General features: G+C 38.6%; 18 protein-coding genes. 14 read left to right on the top strand and 4 right to left on the bottom strand.

What is annotated here, in order from left to right; translation table 11 throughout:
- Nucleotides 1-101: 101 nt before the first annotated feature.
- The 5 genes from AC0KUU_RS00575 (at nucleotide 102) to AC0KUU_RS00595 (ending at nucleotide 4,304) form a co-directional block, all read left to right on the top strand.
- Entirely contained in the window at nucleotides 102-269 is a 168-nt protein-coding gene (locus tag AC0KUU_RS00575) for a hypothetical protein (RefSeq protein WP_013059463.1), read from the top strand.
- A gap of 153 nt (nucleotides 270-422) precedes the next feature.
- Nucleotides 423-1,544, top strand: a complete 1,122-nt coding sequence (ald, locus tag AC0KUU_RS00580) for an alanine dehydrogenase (protein ID WP_322552458.1) — start codon at nucleotides 423-425, stop codon at nucleotides 1,542-1,544.
- Nucleotides 1,545-1,645: 101 nt separating this feature from the next.
- Nucleotides 1,646-2,323, top strand: a complete 678-nt coding sequence (locus AC0KUU_RS00585; RefSeq protein ID WP_043976679.1) for a metal-dependent hydrolase — start codon at nucleotides 1,646-1,648, stop codon at nucleotides 2,321-2,323.
- Nucleotides 2,324-2,669: 346 nt separating this feature from the next.
- Entirely contained in the window at nucleotides 2,670-2,906 is a 237-nt protein-coding gene (locus tag AC0KUU_RS00590) for a hypothetical protein (RefSeq protein ID WP_043975991.1), read from the top strand.
- Between the two features lie 81 nt (nucleotides 2,907-2,987).
- A complete protein-coding gene (locus AC0KUU_RS00595; protein ID WP_013059459.1) occupies nucleotides 2,988-4,304 on the top strand; it encodes a CBS domain-containing protein in 1,317 nt (438 codons plus the stop codon).
- Between the two features lie 26 nt (nucleotides 4,305-4,330).
- Here AC0KUU_RS00595 and AC0KUU_RS00600 read toward each other — a convergent pair whose 3' ends face one another.
- The gene (locus AC0KUU_RS00600) at nucleotides 4,331-4,627 is read right to left on the bottom strand and encodes a YtpI family protein (protein ID WP_013085203.1); all 297 of its coding nucleotides are present in this window, start codon (nucleotides 4,625-4,627) and stop codon (nucleotides 4,331-4,333) included.
- A gap of 251 nt (nucleotides 4,628-4,878) precedes the next feature.
- Here AC0KUU_RS00600 and AC0KUU_RS00605 point away from each other — a divergent pair, with 251 nt between their 5' ends.
- Complete coding sequence (locus AC0KUU_RS00605; RefSeq protein WP_043975994.1) at nucleotides 4,879-5,817, top strand: DHH family phosphoesterase; 939 nt, start codon at nucleotides 4,879-4,881, stop codon at nucleotides 5,815-5,817.
- A gap of 38 nt (nucleotides 5,818-5,855) precedes the next feature.
- Here the strand turns inward: AC0KUU_RS00605 and ytrI are convergent, their stop codons facing one another.
- Together ytrI and ytrH are read right to left on the bottom strand one after the other, a co-directional pair.
- Complete coding sequence (gene ytrI / locus AC0KUU_RS00610) at nucleotides 5,856-6,374, bottom strand: sporulation membrane protein YtrI (RefSeq protein WP_016765717.1); 519 nt, start codon at nucleotides 6,372-6,374, stop codon at nucleotides 5,856-5,858.
- Complete coding sequence (ytrH, locus tag AC0KUU_RS00615) at nucleotides 6,371-6,706, bottom strand: sporulation membrane protein YtrH (protein WP_013059455.1); 336 nt, start codon at nucleotides 6,704-6,706, stop codon at nucleotides 6,371-6,373. The genes ytrI and ytrH overlap by 4 nt, the downstream gene beginning before the upstream one ends.
- Nucleotides 6,707-6,847: 141 nt before the next feature.
- Between ytrH and dnaE the strand changes: the two genes are divergently transcribed.
- The 7 genes from dnaE to AC0KUU_RS00650 all read left to right on the top strand — a co-directional run bounded on the left by dnaE (nucleotide 6,848) and on the right by AC0KUU_RS00650 (nucleotide 17,108).
- Entirely contained in the window at nucleotides 6,848-10,198 is a 3,351-nt protein-coding gene (gene dnaE, locus AC0KUU_RS00620) for a DNA polymerase III subunit alpha (RefSeq protein ID WP_162215023.1), read from the top strand.
- A 200-nt stretch (nucleotides 10,199-10,398) separates the two neighbouring features.
- Nucleotides 10,399-11,628, top strand: a complete 1,230-nt coding sequence (ystJ, locus tag AC0KUU_RS00625; RefSeq protein WP_013059453.1) for an NADP-dependent malic enzyme — start codon at nucleotides 10,399-10,401, stop codon at nucleotides 11,626-11,628.
- 79 nt (nucleotides 11,629-11,707) lie between these two features.
- Nucleotides 11,708-12,310, top strand: a complete 603-nt coding sequence (locus AC0KUU_RS00630) for a FadR/GntR family transcriptional regulator (protein ID WP_016765715.1) — start codon at nucleotides 11,708-11,710, stop codon at nucleotides 12,308-12,310.
- A 227-nt stretch (nucleotides 12,311-12,537) separates the two neighbouring features.
- Nucleotides 12,538-13,419, top strand: a complete 882-nt coding sequence (accD, locus tag AC0KUU_RS00635) for an acetyl-CoA carboxylase, carboxyltransferase subunit beta (protein WP_043976000.1) — start codon at nucleotides 12,538-12,540, stop codon at nucleotides 13,417-13,419.
- Nucleotides 13,413-14,390, top strand: coding sequence for an acetyl-CoA carboxylase carboxyl transferase subunit alpha (gene accA / locus AC0KUU_RS00640; RefSeq protein WP_098197306.1), 978 nt, complete (start codon nucleotides 13,413-13,415; stop codon nucleotides 14,388-14,390). The genes accD and accA overlap by 7 nt, the downstream gene beginning before the upstream one ends.
- A gap of 485 nt (nucleotides 14,391-14,875) precedes the next feature.
- Complete coding sequence (gene pyk / locus AC0KUU_RS00645) at nucleotides 14,876-16,636, top strand: pyruvate kinase (protein ID WP_043976002.1); 1,761 nt, start codon at nucleotides 14,876-14,878, stop codon at nucleotides 16,634-16,636.
- 79 nt (nucleotides 16,637-16,715) lie between these two features.
- Nucleotides 16,716-17,108, top strand: a complete 393-nt coding sequence (locus AC0KUU_RS00650; protein ID WP_025750656.1) for an FxsA family protein — start codon at nucleotides 16,716-16,718, stop codon at nucleotides 17,106-17,108.
- A gap of 39 nt (nucleotides 17,109-17,147) precedes the next feature.
- Here the strand turns inward: AC0KUU_RS00650 and ytvI are convergent, their stop codons facing one another.
- Nucleotides 17,148-18,257: a sporulation integral membrane protein YtvI gene (gene ytvI, locus AC0KUU_RS00655; protein ID WP_162215022.1), complete on the bottom strand. Its 1,110-nt coding sequence runs from the start codon at nucleotides 18,255-18,257 to the stop codon at nucleotides 17,148-17,150.
- Nucleotides 18,258-18,370: 113 nt separating this feature from the next.
- On the opposite strand from ytvI, the gene AC0KUU_RS00660 reads away from it, so the two are divergent.
- On the top strand, nucleotides 18,371-18,832 hold the full coding sequence (locus tag AC0KUU_RS00660; RefSeq protein ID WP_322552457.1) for a DUF441 domain-containing protein: 462 nt from the start codon (nucleotides 18,371-18,373) through the stop codon (nucleotides 18,830-18,832).
- The last annotated feature ends 231 nt before the right edge of the window (nucleotides 18,833-19,063 follow it).

Genomic DNA, 19,063 nt, shown 5'->3' on the forward strand with positions numbered 1-19,063 from the left:
AACTAGAGCATTTAAGAAGAAAATAGAAAAGATCATGTAAGGGATTATGAAGTAAAGTTTACATTCGTAAAGAAAATAAAGTGAAAAAGGAGAAGTGACATATGAAAGACAAAAAACATCCGCAGCATGTATATGAATATGATTTTGAAGGAGAAAAAGAGACATCAAGACAGCTAATGGATTCTTATTCAAGCGGCGTCATTGGCGATGCTATGGCTTCTGTAGTCGAAAATCCAGAAGCACAGAGTGATAACGAACTATATGAATAACTAGATGCATATACTGTTGTATATAGACTAAGAAAAGCAGGATTATGCTGAGCTCTATCGAAAGGTAACGTCATAGTAAATCCGGTTTTCTAAAGGATTTGGTGTGGCGTTCTTTTTTCAGTTAATCACTGATATAAGAAAAGAGGGATAAAGGTGAAAATTGGAGTGCCGAAAGAATTAAAAAACAATGAAAATCGCGTGGCTATTACTCCAGCTGGTGTTACAGCTTTAGTTAACGGTGGGCATGATGTATATATTGAAACACAGGCAGGAGAAGGCTCTGGATTCCATGATGAAGATTACACAAATGCAGGAGCTTCTATTGTAAATACTGCAAAAGAAGCATGGAATGCTGAAATGGTTATGAAAGTAAAAGAACCGATTTCAGAAGAATACGGATATTTTCGTGAAGGACTTATTTTGTTTACCTATTTACATTTGGCAGCTGAAGAAGCATTAACGAAAGCATTGATTGATAAAAAGGTGGTAGGCATCGCTTATGAAACTGTACAGCTTCCAAACAAAAGCTTGCCTCTGTTAACTCCGATGAGCGAAGTTGCAGGAAGAATGTCTTCTCAGATTGGAGCTCAATTTTTGGAGAAAACCAAAGGTGGCAAAGGGATTTTATTAAGTGGAGTTCCAGGCGTGCAAAGAGGAAAAGTAACAATTATTGGAGGAGGAGTAGCGGGAACCAACGCTGCTAAAATTGCGGTCGGATTAGGGGCTGATGTTACAATAATTGATTTAAACGCTGATCGCCTTCGCCAGCTTGATGATTTATTTGGTAAAGAAGTGACGACATTAATGTCAAATCACTACAATATCGCACAATCTGTAAAAGAGTCAGATTTAGTGATAGGAGCGGTTCTCATACCGGGAGCTAAAGCGCCAAAGCTTGTCACAGAGGAAATGGTTCAAACGATGTCAAAAGGGTCCGTTGTAGTTGATATTGCTATTGATCAAGGGGGGATTTTTGAAACAACTGATCGCATTACCACTCACGATAACCCGACTTATTTGAAGCATGAGGTCTTGCATTATGCTGTTGCTAATATGCCTGGAGCTGTTCCACGCACGTCGACCTTAGCGCTGACCAACGTAACGGTTCCTTATGCTCTGCAAATAGCAAATCAGGGATATAAAAAAGCGTGCTTAAAAAACCCTTCCCTTCTTCAAGGCATCAACACCCTAAATGGGTTTGTCACTTACGCGGCTGTTGCAGATGCACACGGTCTAACTTACGCTGATGCAACAACTTTATTAGAGCAAGCATAATAAGGCATGTTTTTGCGCAGTTTGTGATATGATAGCCGCGTATTCACCAAAACAGACGGGTAGAATATAGAAAAGGTTAGTGTAAAAGGAGAGAATATATGATGCGCGTTTCTTATCATGGACATTCTGTTGTTAAAATTGAAACAAAAGGAAAAACAATTTTAATTGACCCGTTTATTACTGGAAATGAATTAACAGATTTAAATGCTGAAGATGTAAAAGCAGATGTGATTTTACTGACTCATGGCCATAATGATCATGTAGGCGACACGGTGGAAATTGCTAAGCGCAGCGGTGCACTTGTTGTGGCAGTAGCAGAATTAGCTACATATCTTAGCTGGCAAGGCTTAAACGTACATCCAATGAGCATAGGCGGAGCTTATACATTTGATTTTGGTACGGTAAAATTGACACAAGCTTTCCACGGTTCAAGTTATACAGAAAATAATGAGAAAATTATTTATACAGGAATGCCGGCTGGTTTGCTTTTAACGATTGAAGGAAAGACAATTTATCATGCTGGAGATACGGCTTTATTTTCTGATTTAAAGTTAATTGGTCGCCATGAGCCTGACGTAGCATTTCTTCCAATTGGAGATAACTTTACAATGGGACCTGAAGATGCGGCTATCGCAGCGGAATGGGTGCAGGCAAAGCTTGTTGTGCCAATTCACTACAATACATTTCCTGTAATTAAGCAAGATCCTCATCAATTTGTTGAGTCTTTATCTGGTATTGAAGGAAAAGTATTAAAAGTTGGAGAAGGATTGGATCTTTAATCATAAATAAAGGCTGGGACAAAACGATTTCAGTTAAAGTTAAAAAAAAACGAGTAATCGATATTATCGATCACTCGTTCTTTTTTTATTGTTAAGGTGAACGTAGGTTTCATATATGTAGCGGCTTCTAGCTGTTGATTGGAGGGCAAGACGAAGACTCCCTCGGAAAGCGAAGTCTTGCACGCAAGTCAACTGCGGTGTCACAAGCGGTTCAGCTCATGTCTCACATTTGTTCGTCTTTAGATTGAATCGATGCAGTTATGTCTTAATCTCTTTTTATTTGTAAAGAAACGTTCTGCTTTTTTTACTTCCCTGCATACGATAGTAATAATAAGGAGGGAGAGCTATGGAAAAAAATCGAGTTATTTTATCGCTTTTATTATGCGGAGTGATGCTTTACTATGCAATGCCGCACTTAGTGTTAACAACTTCGAGTTTGCAAGGGGTTTTTAGCATAAGCTGGCTTACCTTTGCTCTTTTTGTAGCCGGAGGCAATTTGTCATCACTGCTTTATGCACCGCGCCGCAAGAAGGCAGGTATTCAAAAAAATAGTGTGAGAAAGCCTTTGCGTCAAAGAGGTTAGATTGAATCCATTTCACTTCCCCCGTATAATAAAAGAAAAGACATATGAAACGTAAAAACGTTTTAGAAGGGTGAAGTACACGTGGCGACAAAACATGAGCAAATTTTACAGTATATCGATTCGCTTCCAATTGGTGAAAAAATTTCAGTGCGCCAAATTGCCAAAGAACTGAATGTCAGTGAAGGCACGGCGTACCGAGCAATAAAAGACGCGGAAAATAAAGGATATGTTTCAACGATTGAACGAGTGGGGACCATTCGAATTGAACGAAAGAAGAAAGAAAACATTGAAAAGCTCACGTTTGCTGAAGTAGTAAACATCGTGGATGGACAAGTGCTGGGCGGACGTGAAGGTTTGCATAAAACGTTAAACAAGTTTGTTATTGGAGCGATGAAGCTTGATGCTATGATGAGATATACCGAGGCCGGAAACCTTCTTATCGTAGGGAATCGAGTAAACGCTCATGAATTAGCTCTTGAAGCAGGAGCAGCCGTGTTAATTACGGGCGGCTTTGATACGGAAGAATGGGTTAAGAAGCTTGCGGATGATCTTAAACTTCCTATTATTTCAACGAGCTATGATACGTTTACAGTTGCAACGATGATTAATCGTGCTATTTATGATCAGCTGATAAAAAAAGAAATTGTGCTTGTAGAGGATATTTTAACACCTATCTCTGAAGCGGTTAGCTTGCAGTTAACCGATACGATTGAAAAATGGCATGAATGTAACGATAAGACTCACCACAGTCGTTTTCCTGTAGTGGATCAGCATATGAAAGTTCACGGTATGGTCACCTCAAAAGATGTTATTGGATATGACCTTTCTACTTCAATTGAAAAAGTAATGACGAAAAATCCGATGACGGTTCACGGGAAAACATCGGTCGCTTCTTCTGCGCATATGATGGTATGGGAAGGGATTGAAGTACTGCCTGTAGTGGATGATTACCACCGGCTAGAGGGCATTATCAGCCGTCAAGATGTTTTAAAGGCGCTGCAAATGATTCAGCGTCAACCGCAGGTAGGAGAAACTATTGACGACATTGTAACCAATCAATTTATGGATGTACAAGAGACAAAAGAAGCACCGGTGTATCGCTGTGAAGTAACGCCGCAAATGACGAATTATATGGGGACTATTTCATACGGAGTTTTCACTACTATTGTAACGGAAGCCGCCAATCGTGTTCTTCGCTTATATAAAAAAGGTGATTTGGTTATTGAAAACATCACCGTTTATTTTATTAAGCCAGTTCAAATTGAAAGCGTAATTGAAATTCGCCCTAAGCTATTAGAACTTGGTCGGAAGTTTGCTAAATTAGATGTAGAAGTCTACAATGCCGGGGTTGTAGTAGGGAAAGCGATGATGATGGCTCAGTTATTGGAAAGAGTATAAAAAAAGAAGCTGCTCTGCAGCTTCTTTTACATTTGACCAGCTTCTTTTATTGCATAAGGCTGATAGTACTTGTAAGCTTTGATACCTGCTAATATGCTGCCTGAACCGAATAATACAAATAGTATGCCGATGATAAGCGAAAGGCTTGTTTCGTAAATAAACCATTGATTGATTCCAAAAAATAATACAAAAGAGCCAAGACAAATACTCGACTTAGCGGAAATCCACTTTCGTTCCATTGGGCGTTTCGAACGTACATATTTTACTTTTAAATACATGTAGAAAACAAAGGACACAACGATTAAAATCATAAAAAATGGCACAGACGCCCCTCCAGTTCGGTGTATTTCTATCCATAATGTTTCTAGATGTTAGTAATGCGTAGTGTTGAAAGTGCTTACAGTATTATCTATTATTTTACAGGTAGATGACAGAAAATTCTACTATTGATTGATTCTTCTTTCAAAAAAGAGAAGAGATATGATTTAATAAATAATATGGATACAGCGCTGCGGAAATGTAAGTGCATGCGGTACGTACATAAAATAAGAACAGTATTGACAGGAGAGAGAAAATGAAAGCACAAATATTAGAAGCTATTAAGCAGTTTGACACCATCATTATTCACCGGCACATTCGTCCAGATCCAGATGCATACGGATCTCAGTGCGGATTAGCGGAATTGTTAAAAACATCTTTTCCGGAGAAGAAGGTATACGTAACGGGAGAAGAAGCGGAGTCACTAAAATTTTTATACCGGATGGATGACATCGCTGATGACACCTATGAGGATGCGCTTGTCATCGTTTGTGATACGGCTAATGAAGCCCGAGTGTCAGATCAGCGCTACATAAATGGAAAAATGGTCATTAAAATTGATCACCATCCAAACCAAACTCCTTACGGTGATTTGCTTTGGGTTGAGACGTCTGCTTCTTCAACAAGCGAAATGATTTATGAATTTTACTTGGAAGGAAAAGAAAAGGGATTATCTCTGAATGATGAAGGAGCAAAGCTGATCTTCAGCGGTATCGTCGGAGATACGGGTCGATTTTTATTTCCAAATACAAAGCCGAAAACGTTTTGCTATGCAAGTGAATTGATTCAATATGGTTTCAATTTTAAAGACGTATATGATCAGTTATACAAAACAAAAGAAAACGTCGCTCACTTACACGGATATGTGCTGCAAAACTTTACGATGTCTCCAACAGGAGTTGCTCATATGAAAATTCCGAATGAAATTCTTCGAAAATATGATGTGACACCAGCCGATGCCTCTCAGCTAGTCGGTTCGTTAGGGCAAATTGATGGAGTAAAAACGTGGGTATTTTTTGTGGAGGAAGAAAATCAAATTCGTGTTCGCCTTCGTTCAAAAGAGCTTGTCATTAATACAATTGCTAGAAAATACAACGGAGGAGGCCATCCTCTTGCGTCCGGCGCTTCCATTTATTCATGGGAAGAAGTAGAGCCTTTACTGCTTGATTTAGAAGAGCTCTGCAGTCAGGAGTAATCTGTAAAATAAGCCGTTGATTTTAAATCAGCGGCTTTTTATAGTACTTTTTCCATCTTTTTAATTCGAACTTCAATCGAAAGTGTTGTATAAAAATAAATTTGATGAACTTCAACTTCATAAATTGTTTTATCGAATTCGTATTTTTTATTTTCAATTGCTTTTTTTAAGATATCCCTGCTTCGATATGCACTTTCAATATCTTGGGCAATTAAGTGCTGTGCTTCTTTGTCCACGCTTTTTTGAATATTGTATTCAACCACAGAGTTTACTTTATAACGATTGCCGTTTACTAATTTTACTTTCACATTCTGAATAATTAAATGCTGCTTCATTTCCTTGTTTAATGCTTTTACATCTTCTTGCCATGCGCTAATTTGCAAATTTGCTTTTTCTAGCTTATCATTAGCAATTCGAATTTCTTCTAGCTCTCTATCTCTTGAAACGCCATAAATCGTTAAAAACACCCCCCAGCTAACAATTGCTCCAATGACTATACCGGCAAAAAAACGCTGCCAGTCGGAGCGCTTGAACATTCGCTCGCTGGGTACCCTCATACAAAATGCTCCTGAGTTAACCACTTGATGATAAGAGCCCCGGTCTGAGCTCCTCCCATAGCGGATAGAATTAAAAGGATTTGTTTGAATACATCTTTTGTGGCTCCTTCAAAGAGTCCTCGCTCAAAGCTGTAAAACGTATCAAATGTTCCTCCAATTGCTCCGACAATTGCCCAGATTTTTAAACTATTGCTGAGGGTATGCATGACGTATAAAGGAGATTTGCCAATTAAAAACCCTGCAAATGCTCCAATTAATGAACCGCCTAAAATAATACCTAATGAAGTGAAGTAACTCCAAATGAAAAGAGACATAAAAGGCTCTTTTGTCATGACGTGTCCTCCTTTACTATTTTATCAATGAATCACGCTTCCTACATATATATGGACAAACGCTCAGAGTTATGTAATTTGTCTACGCCGGCAACAAAATTTATAATAAGAATAAAGAATTAAAGAAAGGTGGGAAGTCCTGTGCCTTTTGTTCACTTGCAGCTTCAAAGTTCTTATAGCTTATTAAGCAGTTCCGTTCGTATTCATGAACTTGTAGAAACAGCTAAGAAAATGAACTATGAAGCGATTGCTTTGACTGATGAAAACGTGATGTACGGAGTCATTCCTTTTTATAAAGCCTGCGTGAAAGCGGGGATCAAGCCAATTATTGGGCTCACATTATCAATTCTAGAACATGAAGAAAGCGAGCGAGCGTACCCTTTAGTTTTGTTAGCGGAAAATGATAAGGGATATGAAAATCTATTAAAACTAAGCAGTTTAGTTCAAACCAAGGAAAAACACGGTGTAAATAAAAAATGGCTTCATCATTACAGCAGCGGGTTGATTGCTATTACACCCGGTTTAACTGGAGAAGTTGAAACCCTGCTAGCAGAAAACAAACTTCAAGATGCTAAGCGAGTGCTTCAATTCTTTAAAAAAGTATATTCGCAGTCTTTGTATATATCGATACAGCGCCACGGACAGGATGAAGCTTTTATAAATCAGCAGTTAACGGAACTTGCTGCTGAAGAAAATATCCCGCTTGTTGCGACGAATCAAGTGAAATATTTAAAAAAAGAAGATCGGGATGCGTATGAGTGTTTAGCAGCTATTCGAGACGGAGAGAAATTACATAGCGATGAAGAGGTAAAAAGTAAGAGCAGCGAGTACTATTTCAAATCACCTGATGAAATGGAAGATCTCTTTCATGACCAGCATTTTTTAATAGAAGAAAGTATAAAAATCGCAAGACGATGCGAGCTCGAAATTTCTCTAGGCGTAATGTCCATTCCAAAATATCCTGTTCCCCCGTCTGTTACATCATCAACCTACTTGCGCACTCTCTGCGAAAAAGGATTGCAAGAAAGAGTTCAAGTGATCACGGAACAATATGAGGAACGCTTGGATTATGAGCTAAACATTATTGAAAATATGCGCTTTAGTGATTACTTTCTTATCGTATGGGATTTTATGAATTATGCTCATGAACACGGTGTTTTAACGGGCCCAGGCCGGGGTTCAGCGGCAGGCTCACTGGTCTCATACGCCTTGCGAATTACAAATGTTGATCCAATTCAGCATCAGCTTTTATTTGAGCGCTTTTTAAACCCTGAACGTATTTCGATGCCTGATATTGATATTGATTTTCCTGATAACAAACGAGATCAAGTCATTCAGTATGTGGCGCAAAAATATGGAGCGCTGCACGTAGCTCAAATCATTACATTTGGAACACTAGCAGCTAAAGCAGCCGTACGTGATGTAGGGAGAGTGATGGGATTTGATCAAGAAGCGCTAAACAAAATGTCCAAAGCGATTCCAACTAAACCAGGTACAACGTTGAAAAGCGCTCTTCGTGATTCAAGAGTTCTTCAAGACTATTTATCTGAAAATGAAGCCAGAAAACAATGGTACAACATTGCCATGAAGATAGAAGGACTGCCAAGGCATACTTCTACGCATGCAGCAGGCGTTGTGATTAGTGAGGAGCCGCTGACGCAATCTGTAGCTGTACAAGAAGGACATGATGATGTATATCTAACTCAATATCCAATGGAAGCTCTGCAAGACATTGGGCTTTTGAAAATGGACTTTTTAGGTTTGCGCAACTTAACCATTTTAGATCATATTTTAAAGAAAATTGAGCGGGACATGAATCGAAAGCTGTCACTGTCTCATATACCGTTTAACGATCAGAAAACTTTTGAACTGCTGAGTAAAGGGGATACGACCGGTATTTTTCAGCTAGAGTCAGATGGAATGAGAAGAGTGCTTCAGCAATTAAAACCTACAGAGCTAGAAGATATTGTAGCAGTTAACGCGCTGTATAGACCTGGTCCGATGGAAAATATTCCAACCTATATTAAGCGCAAGCATGGAGTGGAGAAGGTAATATATGATCATCCTACGCTTAAAGACATTTTACAATCCACGCACGGCGTTATCGTGTATCAAGAGCAAATTATGCAGATTGCTTCAAAAATGGCCGGTTTTTCTCTTGGAGAAGCAGATTTGTTGAGAAGAGCAGTTAGTAAAAAAGAACGGGCAGTGCTGGATCGTGAACGAGCTCATTTTATCCAAGGAAGCAAGAAGAAAGGGTATGACCTATCCGTTGCTAATCGAGTGTATGACCTTATTGTGCGTTTTGCTGATTATGGCTTCAACCGAAGTCATGCTGTTGCTTACAGTATGGTAGCCTATCAGTTAGCTTATTTGAAAGCACATTACCCGCTGCAGTTCTTTTCAGCTTTACTAACGAGCGTTATTGGAAATGAAGGGAAAATTGCTCAATATATTAATGAACTAAAAAGAAAAAAAATACAAGTTCTCCCACCTTCTATTAACAAGAGCATGTATTCGTTTAACGTAGAAGGTGAAAGTATAAGGTATAGCCTTGCAGCGATTAAACATATTGGTGCAGCAGCTATGCAGGAAATAACAGAAGAGCGAAAGAAAAAAAGATTTGAAGACTTATTTGATTTTTGTGCCCGTGTTTCACAAAAAGCCGTGAATAAAAAGGGGCTTGAAGCTTTGATTCTATCTGGAGGCTTTGATGAGTTCGGAGAAAATCGAGCTACTTTATTAGCAACGATTGATGTAGCGTTTGAACATGCAAGCTTGGTACTCCCAGATGATGATTTTGGATTTGGAGATGAATTTTCGTTAAAGCCTAAATATATGGAAAAAGAGGAACTGAAAATAGAAGATCGGCTTCAGTATGAAAAAGATATGCTAGGTTTTTATTTATCAAGCCACCCTGCTTCTCAGTATGAAGCACTGAATTCCTTTTATTCTGTTGTTTCTCTTCACGATATGAAAGAATACGCTTCAGGAAAAGCGGTCTCTCTTTTAGTATTTGTGTTGGAAATTCGTGTCATTCGAACGAAAAAAGGAGAGCAAATGGCCTTTTTACGCATCACGGATGAAAGTGGAGAAGGAGAAGTTGTTGCGTTTCCCCGCGTATTTGAGCAGAATCGTCTGCTGTTTGAACAAGGTAAGGTTTTACTGATACAAGGAAAGATAGATGAAAGAAATGGGCAGCAGCAAATTGTTTGTCAACGTGCTGAAGCTGCTAGCGAGGCGGTTCAAAAACTACCGTCAGAAGAATTATACTTACGTATAGAAACAAAGCAAGGTACAGAAAAGCTGCTTCATACTATTTACCAGCACTTTCAGTCTCATAGAGGGAAAATTCCCGTGAAAATTTATTATGAGGCAGAACGTCAATTGGTCAAGCTTCCCGTTCACTATTCTATTGAACGAAGCGACGAGTTAATAAAAACTTTAAAAGCAATGCTAGGAGAGAACCACGTTGTGTTCAAGAAGATATAGTCTTTACAGATTTCATGTGATGTTATATGGTAAAATAGTTAAAAAAGTGGTCTGACCACCGTTTTTTATGAAATATACGAATTAGATGCTTTTTTCTTGAAATGAAATGCAATTGGATTTATAACATCATATGAGTGTGGGAAAGAACATGGTTCAGGCGCAGTATTTGTTATCATTTTGTTTATTGGGAGTGAAATTCATTGTCTTTACGTGAAGAAGCATTGCATATGCACCGCATTAACAAAGGTAAACTAGAATCAAAGTCCAAAATTCCTGTTCGAAACGCAGAGGATTTAAGCCTTGCTTATTCCCCTGGTGTAGCAGAACCTTGCAAAGAAATATATGATGATGTAAACAATGTATATGAATATACGATGAAAGGAAATATGGTAGCTGTTGTATCTGATGGCACTGCCGTATTGGGCTTAGGCAATATAGGTCCTGAAGCTGCTCTGCCAGTAATGGAAGGGAAAGCTGTCCTTTTTAAAAGTTTTGCCGGCGTAGATGCATTCCCAATTTGTTTAAACACGACAGATGTGGACAAAATTATAGAAACTGTTAAATTGCTAGAACCTACTTTTGGAGGCGTTAATTTAGAAGATATTGCGGCTCCTAACTGTTTTGAAATTGAAGAGCGGTTGAAAAAGGAAACAAATATCCCGGTTTTTCATGATGATCAGCATGGGACGGCTATTGTTACGGTAGCGGGCCTTCTTAATGCCCTGAAGCTGACGGGAAGAAAAATGTCACAAATCAAAGTGGTAGCGAATGGAGCAGGAGCTGCTGGCATTGCTATTATTAAATTATTATACAGCTATGGAGTGCGCGATATCATTATGTGTGATTCCAAAGGAACGATTTATGACAAGCGTCCTCACGGCATGAACCGTATAAAAGATGAAGTTGCAGCCTATACAAATCGAAGCAAAGTAGAAGGTACGTTAGCTGATGCCTTAGAAGAAGCTGACGTATTTATTGGAGTTTCGGTTGAAGGAGCACTCACACCGGAGATGATTGGAAAGATGAATCCAGACCCAATCATTTTTGCAATGGCAAATCCGGTGCCTGAAATTATGCCAGAAGAAGCTAAAAAAGCTGGCGCGAAAGTAATCGGCACCGGACGTTCTGATTTTCCTAATCAAGTGAACAATGTCTTAGCGTTTCCGGGGATATTCAGAGGTGCACTAGATGTACGTGCTACTCATATTAATGAAAAAATGAAAATGGCTGCAGTTGAGGCCATTGCTAATTTGATTACGGAAGAGGACTTGAATACAGACTATGTGATTCCAGGTCCATTTGATGCACGAGTGGCTCCGGCAGTAGCCGCCGCTGTTGCAAAAGCAGCTATGGAAACAGGCGTTGCCCGAATAAAGGTAAAGCCAGAAGCCGTAGCTGAAAACACACGCCGCTTAGCGATTATTGAATAAGGTTACATCAACTGTTCTTTGACAGGCATGATGCTTCAAGCATGCCTGTTAAAGTAATGTAAAGTGAGTGGTAGTAAACTTGAAGAATGAACGTTCAAAAGTATATGTAGAAATTCTAAAACAAATTCGCCAGCTAATGGAAGACGATCGTTTAACTACGGGGGATAAAATCCCGTCAGAACGAGAGCTTTCTGAACGGTTAGGCGCAGGACGTTCTTCCGTTCGAGAAGCGCTCAGAGCGTTAGAGCTAATTGGGTTGATTGAAACTAGAAGAGGTGAAGGTACGTTTATTAAAGAAGTAGGGGATCATCAATTTATTGATTTATTAGCTACTTTTTTAGTACAAGACGGTAAAACAAAATCAGACTTAATTCAGACTAGATATATTCTTGAAAAGAGCTGTTTGTATTTTGTTTTAGCGGAACAGGACGAAATCAATGTTTCGAAAGCAATTCAAAAGCAGAATGACGATTGTTTGAAGAACTTGTTTGACTATTTGTTTTCTTTGCAGCCTAATCGGCTATTACACCGAATCTGGCTGATTATTTGCCGTTTTTCTCAAACTTTTCAACAAAACTCAGCGCCAAGCGACATTCTGATAAGTGAATTAGTAGAGGCGTTAGCTAAAAAAGATGAAGCAGCTGTATTAAATCTTCACCATCAGTGCTACAAACAAGTGTGAAAGAAGGAATTTGTCGAAAGAGACATGCCATCTTTCTACACAAAATCAAACAGTCATCTAGTAAAGTAAATAGCAACTAATAAAGTGAAGCGAACAATTCGTCCAATTTTTGTCTATCCGTCACTTGATTTGTATTTGAGGCGGATTTTCACAACTTGTAAATAGTAGAAGAAGAGGAAGAATAAAGGTTCTTATGATAAAGAGAAGAACCAAAAGGAGGTTACACCTTGTTACGAGATTTATTTACAAAAAACACAAAAACTCCAAAAAAACGAAAATATGCTACGATTCCTTCTGAGCATATGAGACAAGATGTACCTGAAGGAATTATGACCAAGTGTAAAAAGTGTAAAAAAATAATGTATACGAAAGAGTTAAATAAAAACTTAAAAGTATGCTTAAACTGTGGATATCATCACCAAATGACAGCACCAGAGCGTATCGAAAGCTTAATCGACAGCGGAACGTTTGTTGAATACGACAAAGATATGACGTCAGAAAATCCTCTTGGGTTCCCTGATTATCTTGAAAAGCTCGAAAAAGATCGTGAGAAAACTAATTTAAGTGAAGCGATTGTTACGGGTGAAGGAGATATTGAGGGCATTAAAGTAGTAGTTGCTGTTATGGATTCACACTTCCGTATGGGAAGCATGGGTTCTGTAGTCGGCGAGAAAATTACTCGCGCCATTGAAAAAGCGAAGGAAATGCATGTTCCATTCCTTATTTTCACAGCTTCAGGCGGTGCACGTATGCAAGAAGGTGTTCTGAGCTTGATGCAAATGGCTAAAACTAGCGCAGCTCTTAAAATGTTCAGTGATGAAGGCGGCTTAATCATTTCGATTATGACACATCCTACTACAGGAGGCGTGTCAGCAAGCTTTGCTTCGTTAGGTGATTATAATTTAGCCGAGCCGGGCGCGTTAATTGGCTTTGCTGGAAGACGTATTATTGAACAAACAATTAGAGAAGAGCTTCCAGAAGATTTTCAGACGTCGGAATTTCTGTTGAAGCATGGTCAGCTAGACGGAGTTATTAACCGTCATGATTTAAAAGAAACGTTAACAACTATTTTAGATATACACGTAGCAGGAGGTGACATCGAGTGGTAAGCGAATTAGAATTTGAACGTCCAATTGTTGAGTTGCGAAACAAGATTGCAGAGCTTAAAGAGTTTGCTAAAAATACAGAAGTGGATTTATCTAGCGAAATTGATAAGTTAGAAAATCGCTTAGAAAAAGTAGAAAACGATATTTACAATCATCTAAGCCCATGGAACCGTGTTCAAATTGCTCGTCATCCTGAGCGTCCTACAACACTCGATTATATTTCTCGCTTGTTTACAAACTTTTTAGAGTGTCATGGAGATCGCTTTTATGGAGATGATGAAGCAATCGTAGGAGGAATTGCCAAGTTTAATGGCGTGCCTGTTACCGTGATTGGACATCAGAGAGGTAAAGATACGAAAGAAAATATTCGCCGTAATTTTGGTATGCCTCATCCTGAAGGCTACCGTAAAGCACTGCGTCTAATGAAGCAAGCGGAGAAATTTAACCGCCCAATTATTTGCTTTATTGATACAAAAGGAGCTTATCCAGGAAAAGCGGCAGAAGAGCGCGGACAAAGCGAAGCTATTGCGAAAAACCTTTTCGAAATGGCTGGCTTAACTGTACCTGTTATTTGCATTGTAATTGGAGAAGGAGGAAGCGGGGGAGCCTTGGCATTAGGTTTAGGAAATCACCTTCATATGCTTGAGAACTCGACGTATTCAGTTATTTCTCCAGAAGGAGCGGCAGCCATTCTTTGGAAAGATTCTTCTCTTGCGAAAAAAGCTGCTGAAACGATGAAGATTACAGCACCAGATTTGAAAGAACTGGGCATTGTAGATGAAATGGTTTCAGAGGTAAAAGGCGGAGCTCACCGAGATATCGATGCACAAGCTGGATACATGGAGGGCATTATCAAGAAATCATTAAAAGAGCTGATGAATTTATCAAAAGAAGAGCTAGTGGAAGAGCGTTATTTAAAATACAAAAAAATCGGACAATTTACAGCTGAAAACGATGCCATTACTATAAAATAAAGAAACGTGCACTCTTGAAAAATAAGGGTGCGCGTTTTTGTGCGGTTTGTATAGCCCTTCTCTATTGTGTTTACAAGTTCTTCGTGGTATTTTATAGACAGCAAAAACCTTTAAGTAAAAGTAGAAAAAGAGTGTTTTTAAAAAATTTCCTATGGTTATTAGCAGCTGTGCTAGCGTTTGTCTTTTCTCTAAAACGTGAGATATATAAGACAAATCAGGCAGCAAGTATTGCTGTATGAATTGCAGGGAATAGTAAAACAAGAAGCAAACGATGAAGAAATTCATCGTTAAAGTGCTGTGTATGTGTTTGTGTTTGCTATTTGATTCAGCGCTACATAGGTATTTCATAAGTTACACGTAAAGCAAGGTGAACAAGTCAGGGCAACAAAATATTTGTTCACAGCCTGCTAGTACAAGGTTAGTAAAAGAAATAGCTATTTGCCCTATCTAAGGAGTAAATAGTAAATATATAGGAGGAAATTTGAATGCGTAAAACTAAAATTGTATGTACTATTGGACCAGCGAGTGAAAGTGTAGAAAAATTAGTTGAACTAATTAACTCAGGCTTAAACGTTTGTCGTCTAAACTTCTCTCACGGTGACTTTGAAGAGCACGGTGCACGTATTGTTAACATTCGTGAAGCTGCGAAACAAACAGGTAAAACAGTAGGTATCTTACTTGATACAAAAGGACCTGAAATTCGTACAAACACAATGGAAAATGGTGCAATTGAGTTAGAAGAAGGCTCTGAAATCATTGTTTCTATGACAGAAGTAGTGGGAACAACTGAAAAATTCTCAATTACATATCCAGGTCTAATCGAGGACGTACACGTAGGATCAAAAATCCTTTTAGATGACGGTTTAATCGGTCTTGAAGTACTAGACATCAATAAAACTGATGGTGAAATTAAAACAAAAGTACTTAACCCTGGTACATTAAAAAATAAAAAAGGTGTAAACGTGCCAAACGTAAGTGTAAACCTTCCTGGTATCACTGAAAAAGATGCAAGCGATATTGTATTTGGTATCGAACAAGGCATTGATTTTATTGCTGCTTCTTTTGTGCGTCGCGCATCTGATGTATTAGAAATTCGTGAACTACTAGAAAAACACAATGCAGCTCACATTCAAATCATCTCAAAAATCGAAAACCAAGAAGGCGTAGATAACATCAAGGAAATTCTTGAAGTTTCAGACGGTTTAATGGTTGCTCGTGGTGACTTAGGAGTAGAAATTCCTGCTGAAGAAGTACCATTAGTACAAAAAGATCTAATCAAACAATGTAATGCGCTTGGCAAACCAGTTATTACAGCTACACAAATGCTTGATTCAATGCAACGCAACCCGCGCCCGACTCGTGCGGAAGCAAGTGACGTTGCCAATGCTATCTTTGATGGTACAGATGCAATTATGTTATCTGGTGAAACAGCTGCAGGTTCTTACCCAGTTGAAGCTGTACAAACAATGCATTCAATCGCTTCTCGTGCTGAGCAAGCTCTAAACTACTCTGAGATTTTACAACAGCGCAGCAAGCAAGTTGGCCCATCTATTACAGATGCAATTGGACAATCTGTTGTACACACAGCGCTTAACTTAAACGCTAGTGCAATCGTAGCGCCAACAGAAAGTGGTTATACAGCGAAAATCGTTTCTAAATATCGTCCGCAATCTCCAATCGTAGCTGTTGCAGCAAACGATTCTGTTGCACGTCGTCTGTCTCTAGTATGGGGTGTTACACCAGTTGTTGGTGAGCGCGTAAATACGATTGACGATATGTTAGATCACGCTGTAAATGACGCAGTAAAAACAGGCGTTGTAGCACACGGCGACTTAGTGGTTATTACAGCTGGTGTTCCAGTTGGAGAATCAGGTGCAACGAACTTAATGAAAGTTCAAGTTGTAGGTGACGTTCTTGCTAAAGGACAAGGAATTGGTCGTAAAGCAGCAGTTGGTAAAGTAGTTATTGCTAAAACTGCTGAAGAAGCAAATGCAAAAATGACTGAAGGTGCTATCCTTGTTACAAACAGCACAGATCGCGATATGATCAGTGCAATCGAAAAAGCAGGAGCTCTTATTACAGAAGAAGGCGGTCTAACAAGCCATGCAGCTGTAGTAGGGTTAAACTTAAGCATTCCTGTCATTGTAGGCGTAGAAAATGCAACAAGCGTATTCTCAGAAGATCAAGATATTACAGTTGATGCTTCACGTGGTGTCGTATACAACGGACACGCAAGCGTACTGTAAGAACACGTAGATGATAGAAAAAAGAGAAGGGGAATCCTTCTCTTTTTGTTTAGGCAATTCAATAAGCGAAGAGGTGATGATGGTGAGGAAGCTCCTTCCGCTCCTTCTTATTGTACCTGCTGTTGAGGTAATGATTTTGATTTATTCAAGTCATCTCATTGGTGTAATGTCAACATTTTTACTGATTATTGCTACCAGTTTTATTGGTGCGTTTCTAGCGAAAAAACAAGGAACATCTCTTTTTCAAAAGGCACAGCGTCAGATGAGCCAGGGACATGTTCCAAGCGGTGAAATCCTTGATGGCATGTGTGTACTATTTGGCGGACTGTTTCTGCTGTTTCCAGGCTTCTTGACAGATGTTGTGGGCTTTATCTTTTTACTGCCGTTTACACGCAGAATCGTTAAGCCTTTTCTTTTAACGTGGCTAAGAAGATTTTTTCAAGGACGTAATCGAATGACGATTATTCGTTAACTAGAAAGTGTGTGAAAGAAGCTTCTTTCACACACTTTTTCATTTTCCTATAATAAATTGCCACGTTTCTTTAAAAACTCCCGTTGTATGAAGTGTTTTTAGAATAACAAGAATCACAGGGCCAACTATTAATCCGAAAAATCCAATCAATTGATATCCTACAAATAAAGAAATTAATGTAGCGAGAGGATCAAGACCAATGCTTGATGACAAAATTTTTGGTTCCATAATTTGTCGCTGCACAAGTACTACAGCATATAGTACCGAAAGCCCTACAGCAAATGACACGTTATGTGTGGCAAAGGCATAAATCATCCAAGGAACAAAAATCAGTCCTGTTCCGAGGTAAGGAAGAATATCTACTAAGCCAATCAATAAAGCGACTGTAATAGCATAATCAACCCTAAGAACAAGTAAACCAAAAAGAACGATAATTGTGGTAATCGAAATAAGCGTAAGCTGAGCTTTAATAAAACCAAACAGTGCATTTTTAAGCTCCACACCCACTGTCTGTCCATTTTCCCTTACTTTTTTAGGAATAAACACGCTGCTTTTAGCCATCAGCTTGTACCAATCTTTACTAATAAAAAAAGTAGCCAGTAATGAAAAAATAATCACGGTAGCTGCATTAGGCAGTACGGATAAAAGTACTGGGATGCTTTGCAATACATTTTGGAGAAAATCGCCCACCGTTTGAGCGATATGGTTGCCTACCCCTTTAATGTTCGATAAAATAGTTGCTTGCTGACCGGTATTTAAGTTATTAAACATAGAAGTAATGCGTTCATAAAAAGGAAGTATTTGTTCTGTAGCAATATTTTCAATAAATATGACCACTTCTTTGAAATTTGTGGGAACAACTTTCGCTAAATACGTACTTCCTGCAATGATTTCTGTGATAAGTAACGTAATAAGTCCAGCCAAAAGAGAGAAGACCAGAACCATTGACAGTAAAACAGCTAAGTAGCGGGGTAAGCGCAGCTTCAATTCAAATAGATTAACCATAGGATTTATAAAAAAAGCGATGCAGCAGGCGATAATAAATGGATATATGAGAGAAGAGACATAATAACTAAGAAATATAGATGCTGCAATAATTGCCAATACACAAGCTAAGCGAAATAGTCGATGTAAATGAAGCTTGTACACAATAAATAGAGGCCTCCTTGTAAACGATAGTCAACAAAAGAAAAAGCTACTCATAAAATATTTACGTAATACGCTTTAGATTTATCACAATAAAAAAAGAAAGGATGAGTAAAATGTTCTCACAACCCATGCTTTTTTTAGCTGTTTTACTCGTAATTGGATTAATGGCTAAAAATCAATCATTAATCATTGCAGTTGCATTTTTACTTATTTTAAAATTAATCGGGTTAGACGGTAAGGTTTTTCCGTTTCTACAATCAAAAGGAATTAATATTGGCGTAACGGTTATTACAATTGCTGTTCTTGTGCCAATTGCAACAGGAGACATAGGATTCAAACAATTAGGAGAGGCCGTGAAATCTTCTTATGCCTGGATTGCTCTAGGAGCCGGAATTGCTGTAGCAATTATTGCCAAATATGGACTTACACTCTTGGAAGATGATCCGCATATTACGACCGCTTTAGTTTTTGGCACAATTCTTGCTGTGGCGCTGTTTCAAGGGGTAGCAGTAGGTCCGTTAATCGGTGCTGGAATCGCTTATTTATTTATGAAATTAACTGAACTTTTTTCGTAGAAATTTTTGTATAATAATAATTTTTTTGAAATTTCTTCTCTCTTTTGATTCACAAAAGTCAGATAATTGTTTATAATATATTTTGAGGCCGCATCTTTTTACATACAATTGTATGTTTTACCTATAGGGCTGTAACAAAGCAATGACACATGCAGATGTTTTGATTTTGTGTGTTATTGAAACAAATGGAAATGTAAGCATTTTCTTTACGTGGGGTGAAGGGATGTTCTT

Source organism: Priestia sp. ST2, assembly GCF_055810735.1.

Excerpts from the sequence above, each read along its gene's own strand:
- AC0KUU_RS00660 (WP_322552457.1), top strand. The coding sequence starts at position 18,371 with ATGTTCTCACAACCCATGCTTTTTTTAGCTGTTTTACTCGTAATTGGA.
- AC0KUU_RS00585 (WP_043976679.1), top strand. The coding sequence starts at position 1,646 with ATGCGCGTTTCTTATCATGGACATTCTGTTGTTAAAATTGAAACAAAA.
- ytrI (WP_016765717.1), bottom strand. The coding sequence starts at position 6,374 with ATGAGGGTACCCAGCGAGCGAATGTTCAAGCGCTCCGACTGGCAGCGT.
- pyk (WP_043976002.1), top strand. The coding sequence starts at position 14,876 with ATGCGTAAAACTAAAATTGTATGTACTATTGGACCAGCGAGTGAAAGT.
- AC0KUU_RS00590 (WP_043975991.1), top strand. The coding sequence starts at position 2,670 with ATGGAAAAAAATCGAGTTATTTTATCGCTTTTATTATGCGGAGTGATG.
- AC0KUU_RS00605 (WP_043975994.1), top strand. The coding sequence starts at position 4,879 with ATGAAAGCACAAATATTAGAAGCTATTAAGCAGTTTGACACCATCATT.
- ytrH (WP_013059455.1), bottom strand. The coding sequence starts at position 6,706 with ATGACAAAAGAGCCTTTTATGTCTCTTTTCATTTGGAGTTACTTCACT.
- AC0KUU_RS00575 (WP_013059463.1), top strand. The coding sequence starts at position 102 with ATGAAAGACAAAAAACATCCGCAGCATGTATATGAATATGATTTTGAA.
- AC0KUU_RS00650 (WP_025750656.1), top strand. The coding sequence starts at position 16,716 with ATGGTGAGGAAGCTCCTTCCGCTCCTTCTTATTGTACCTGCTGTTGAG.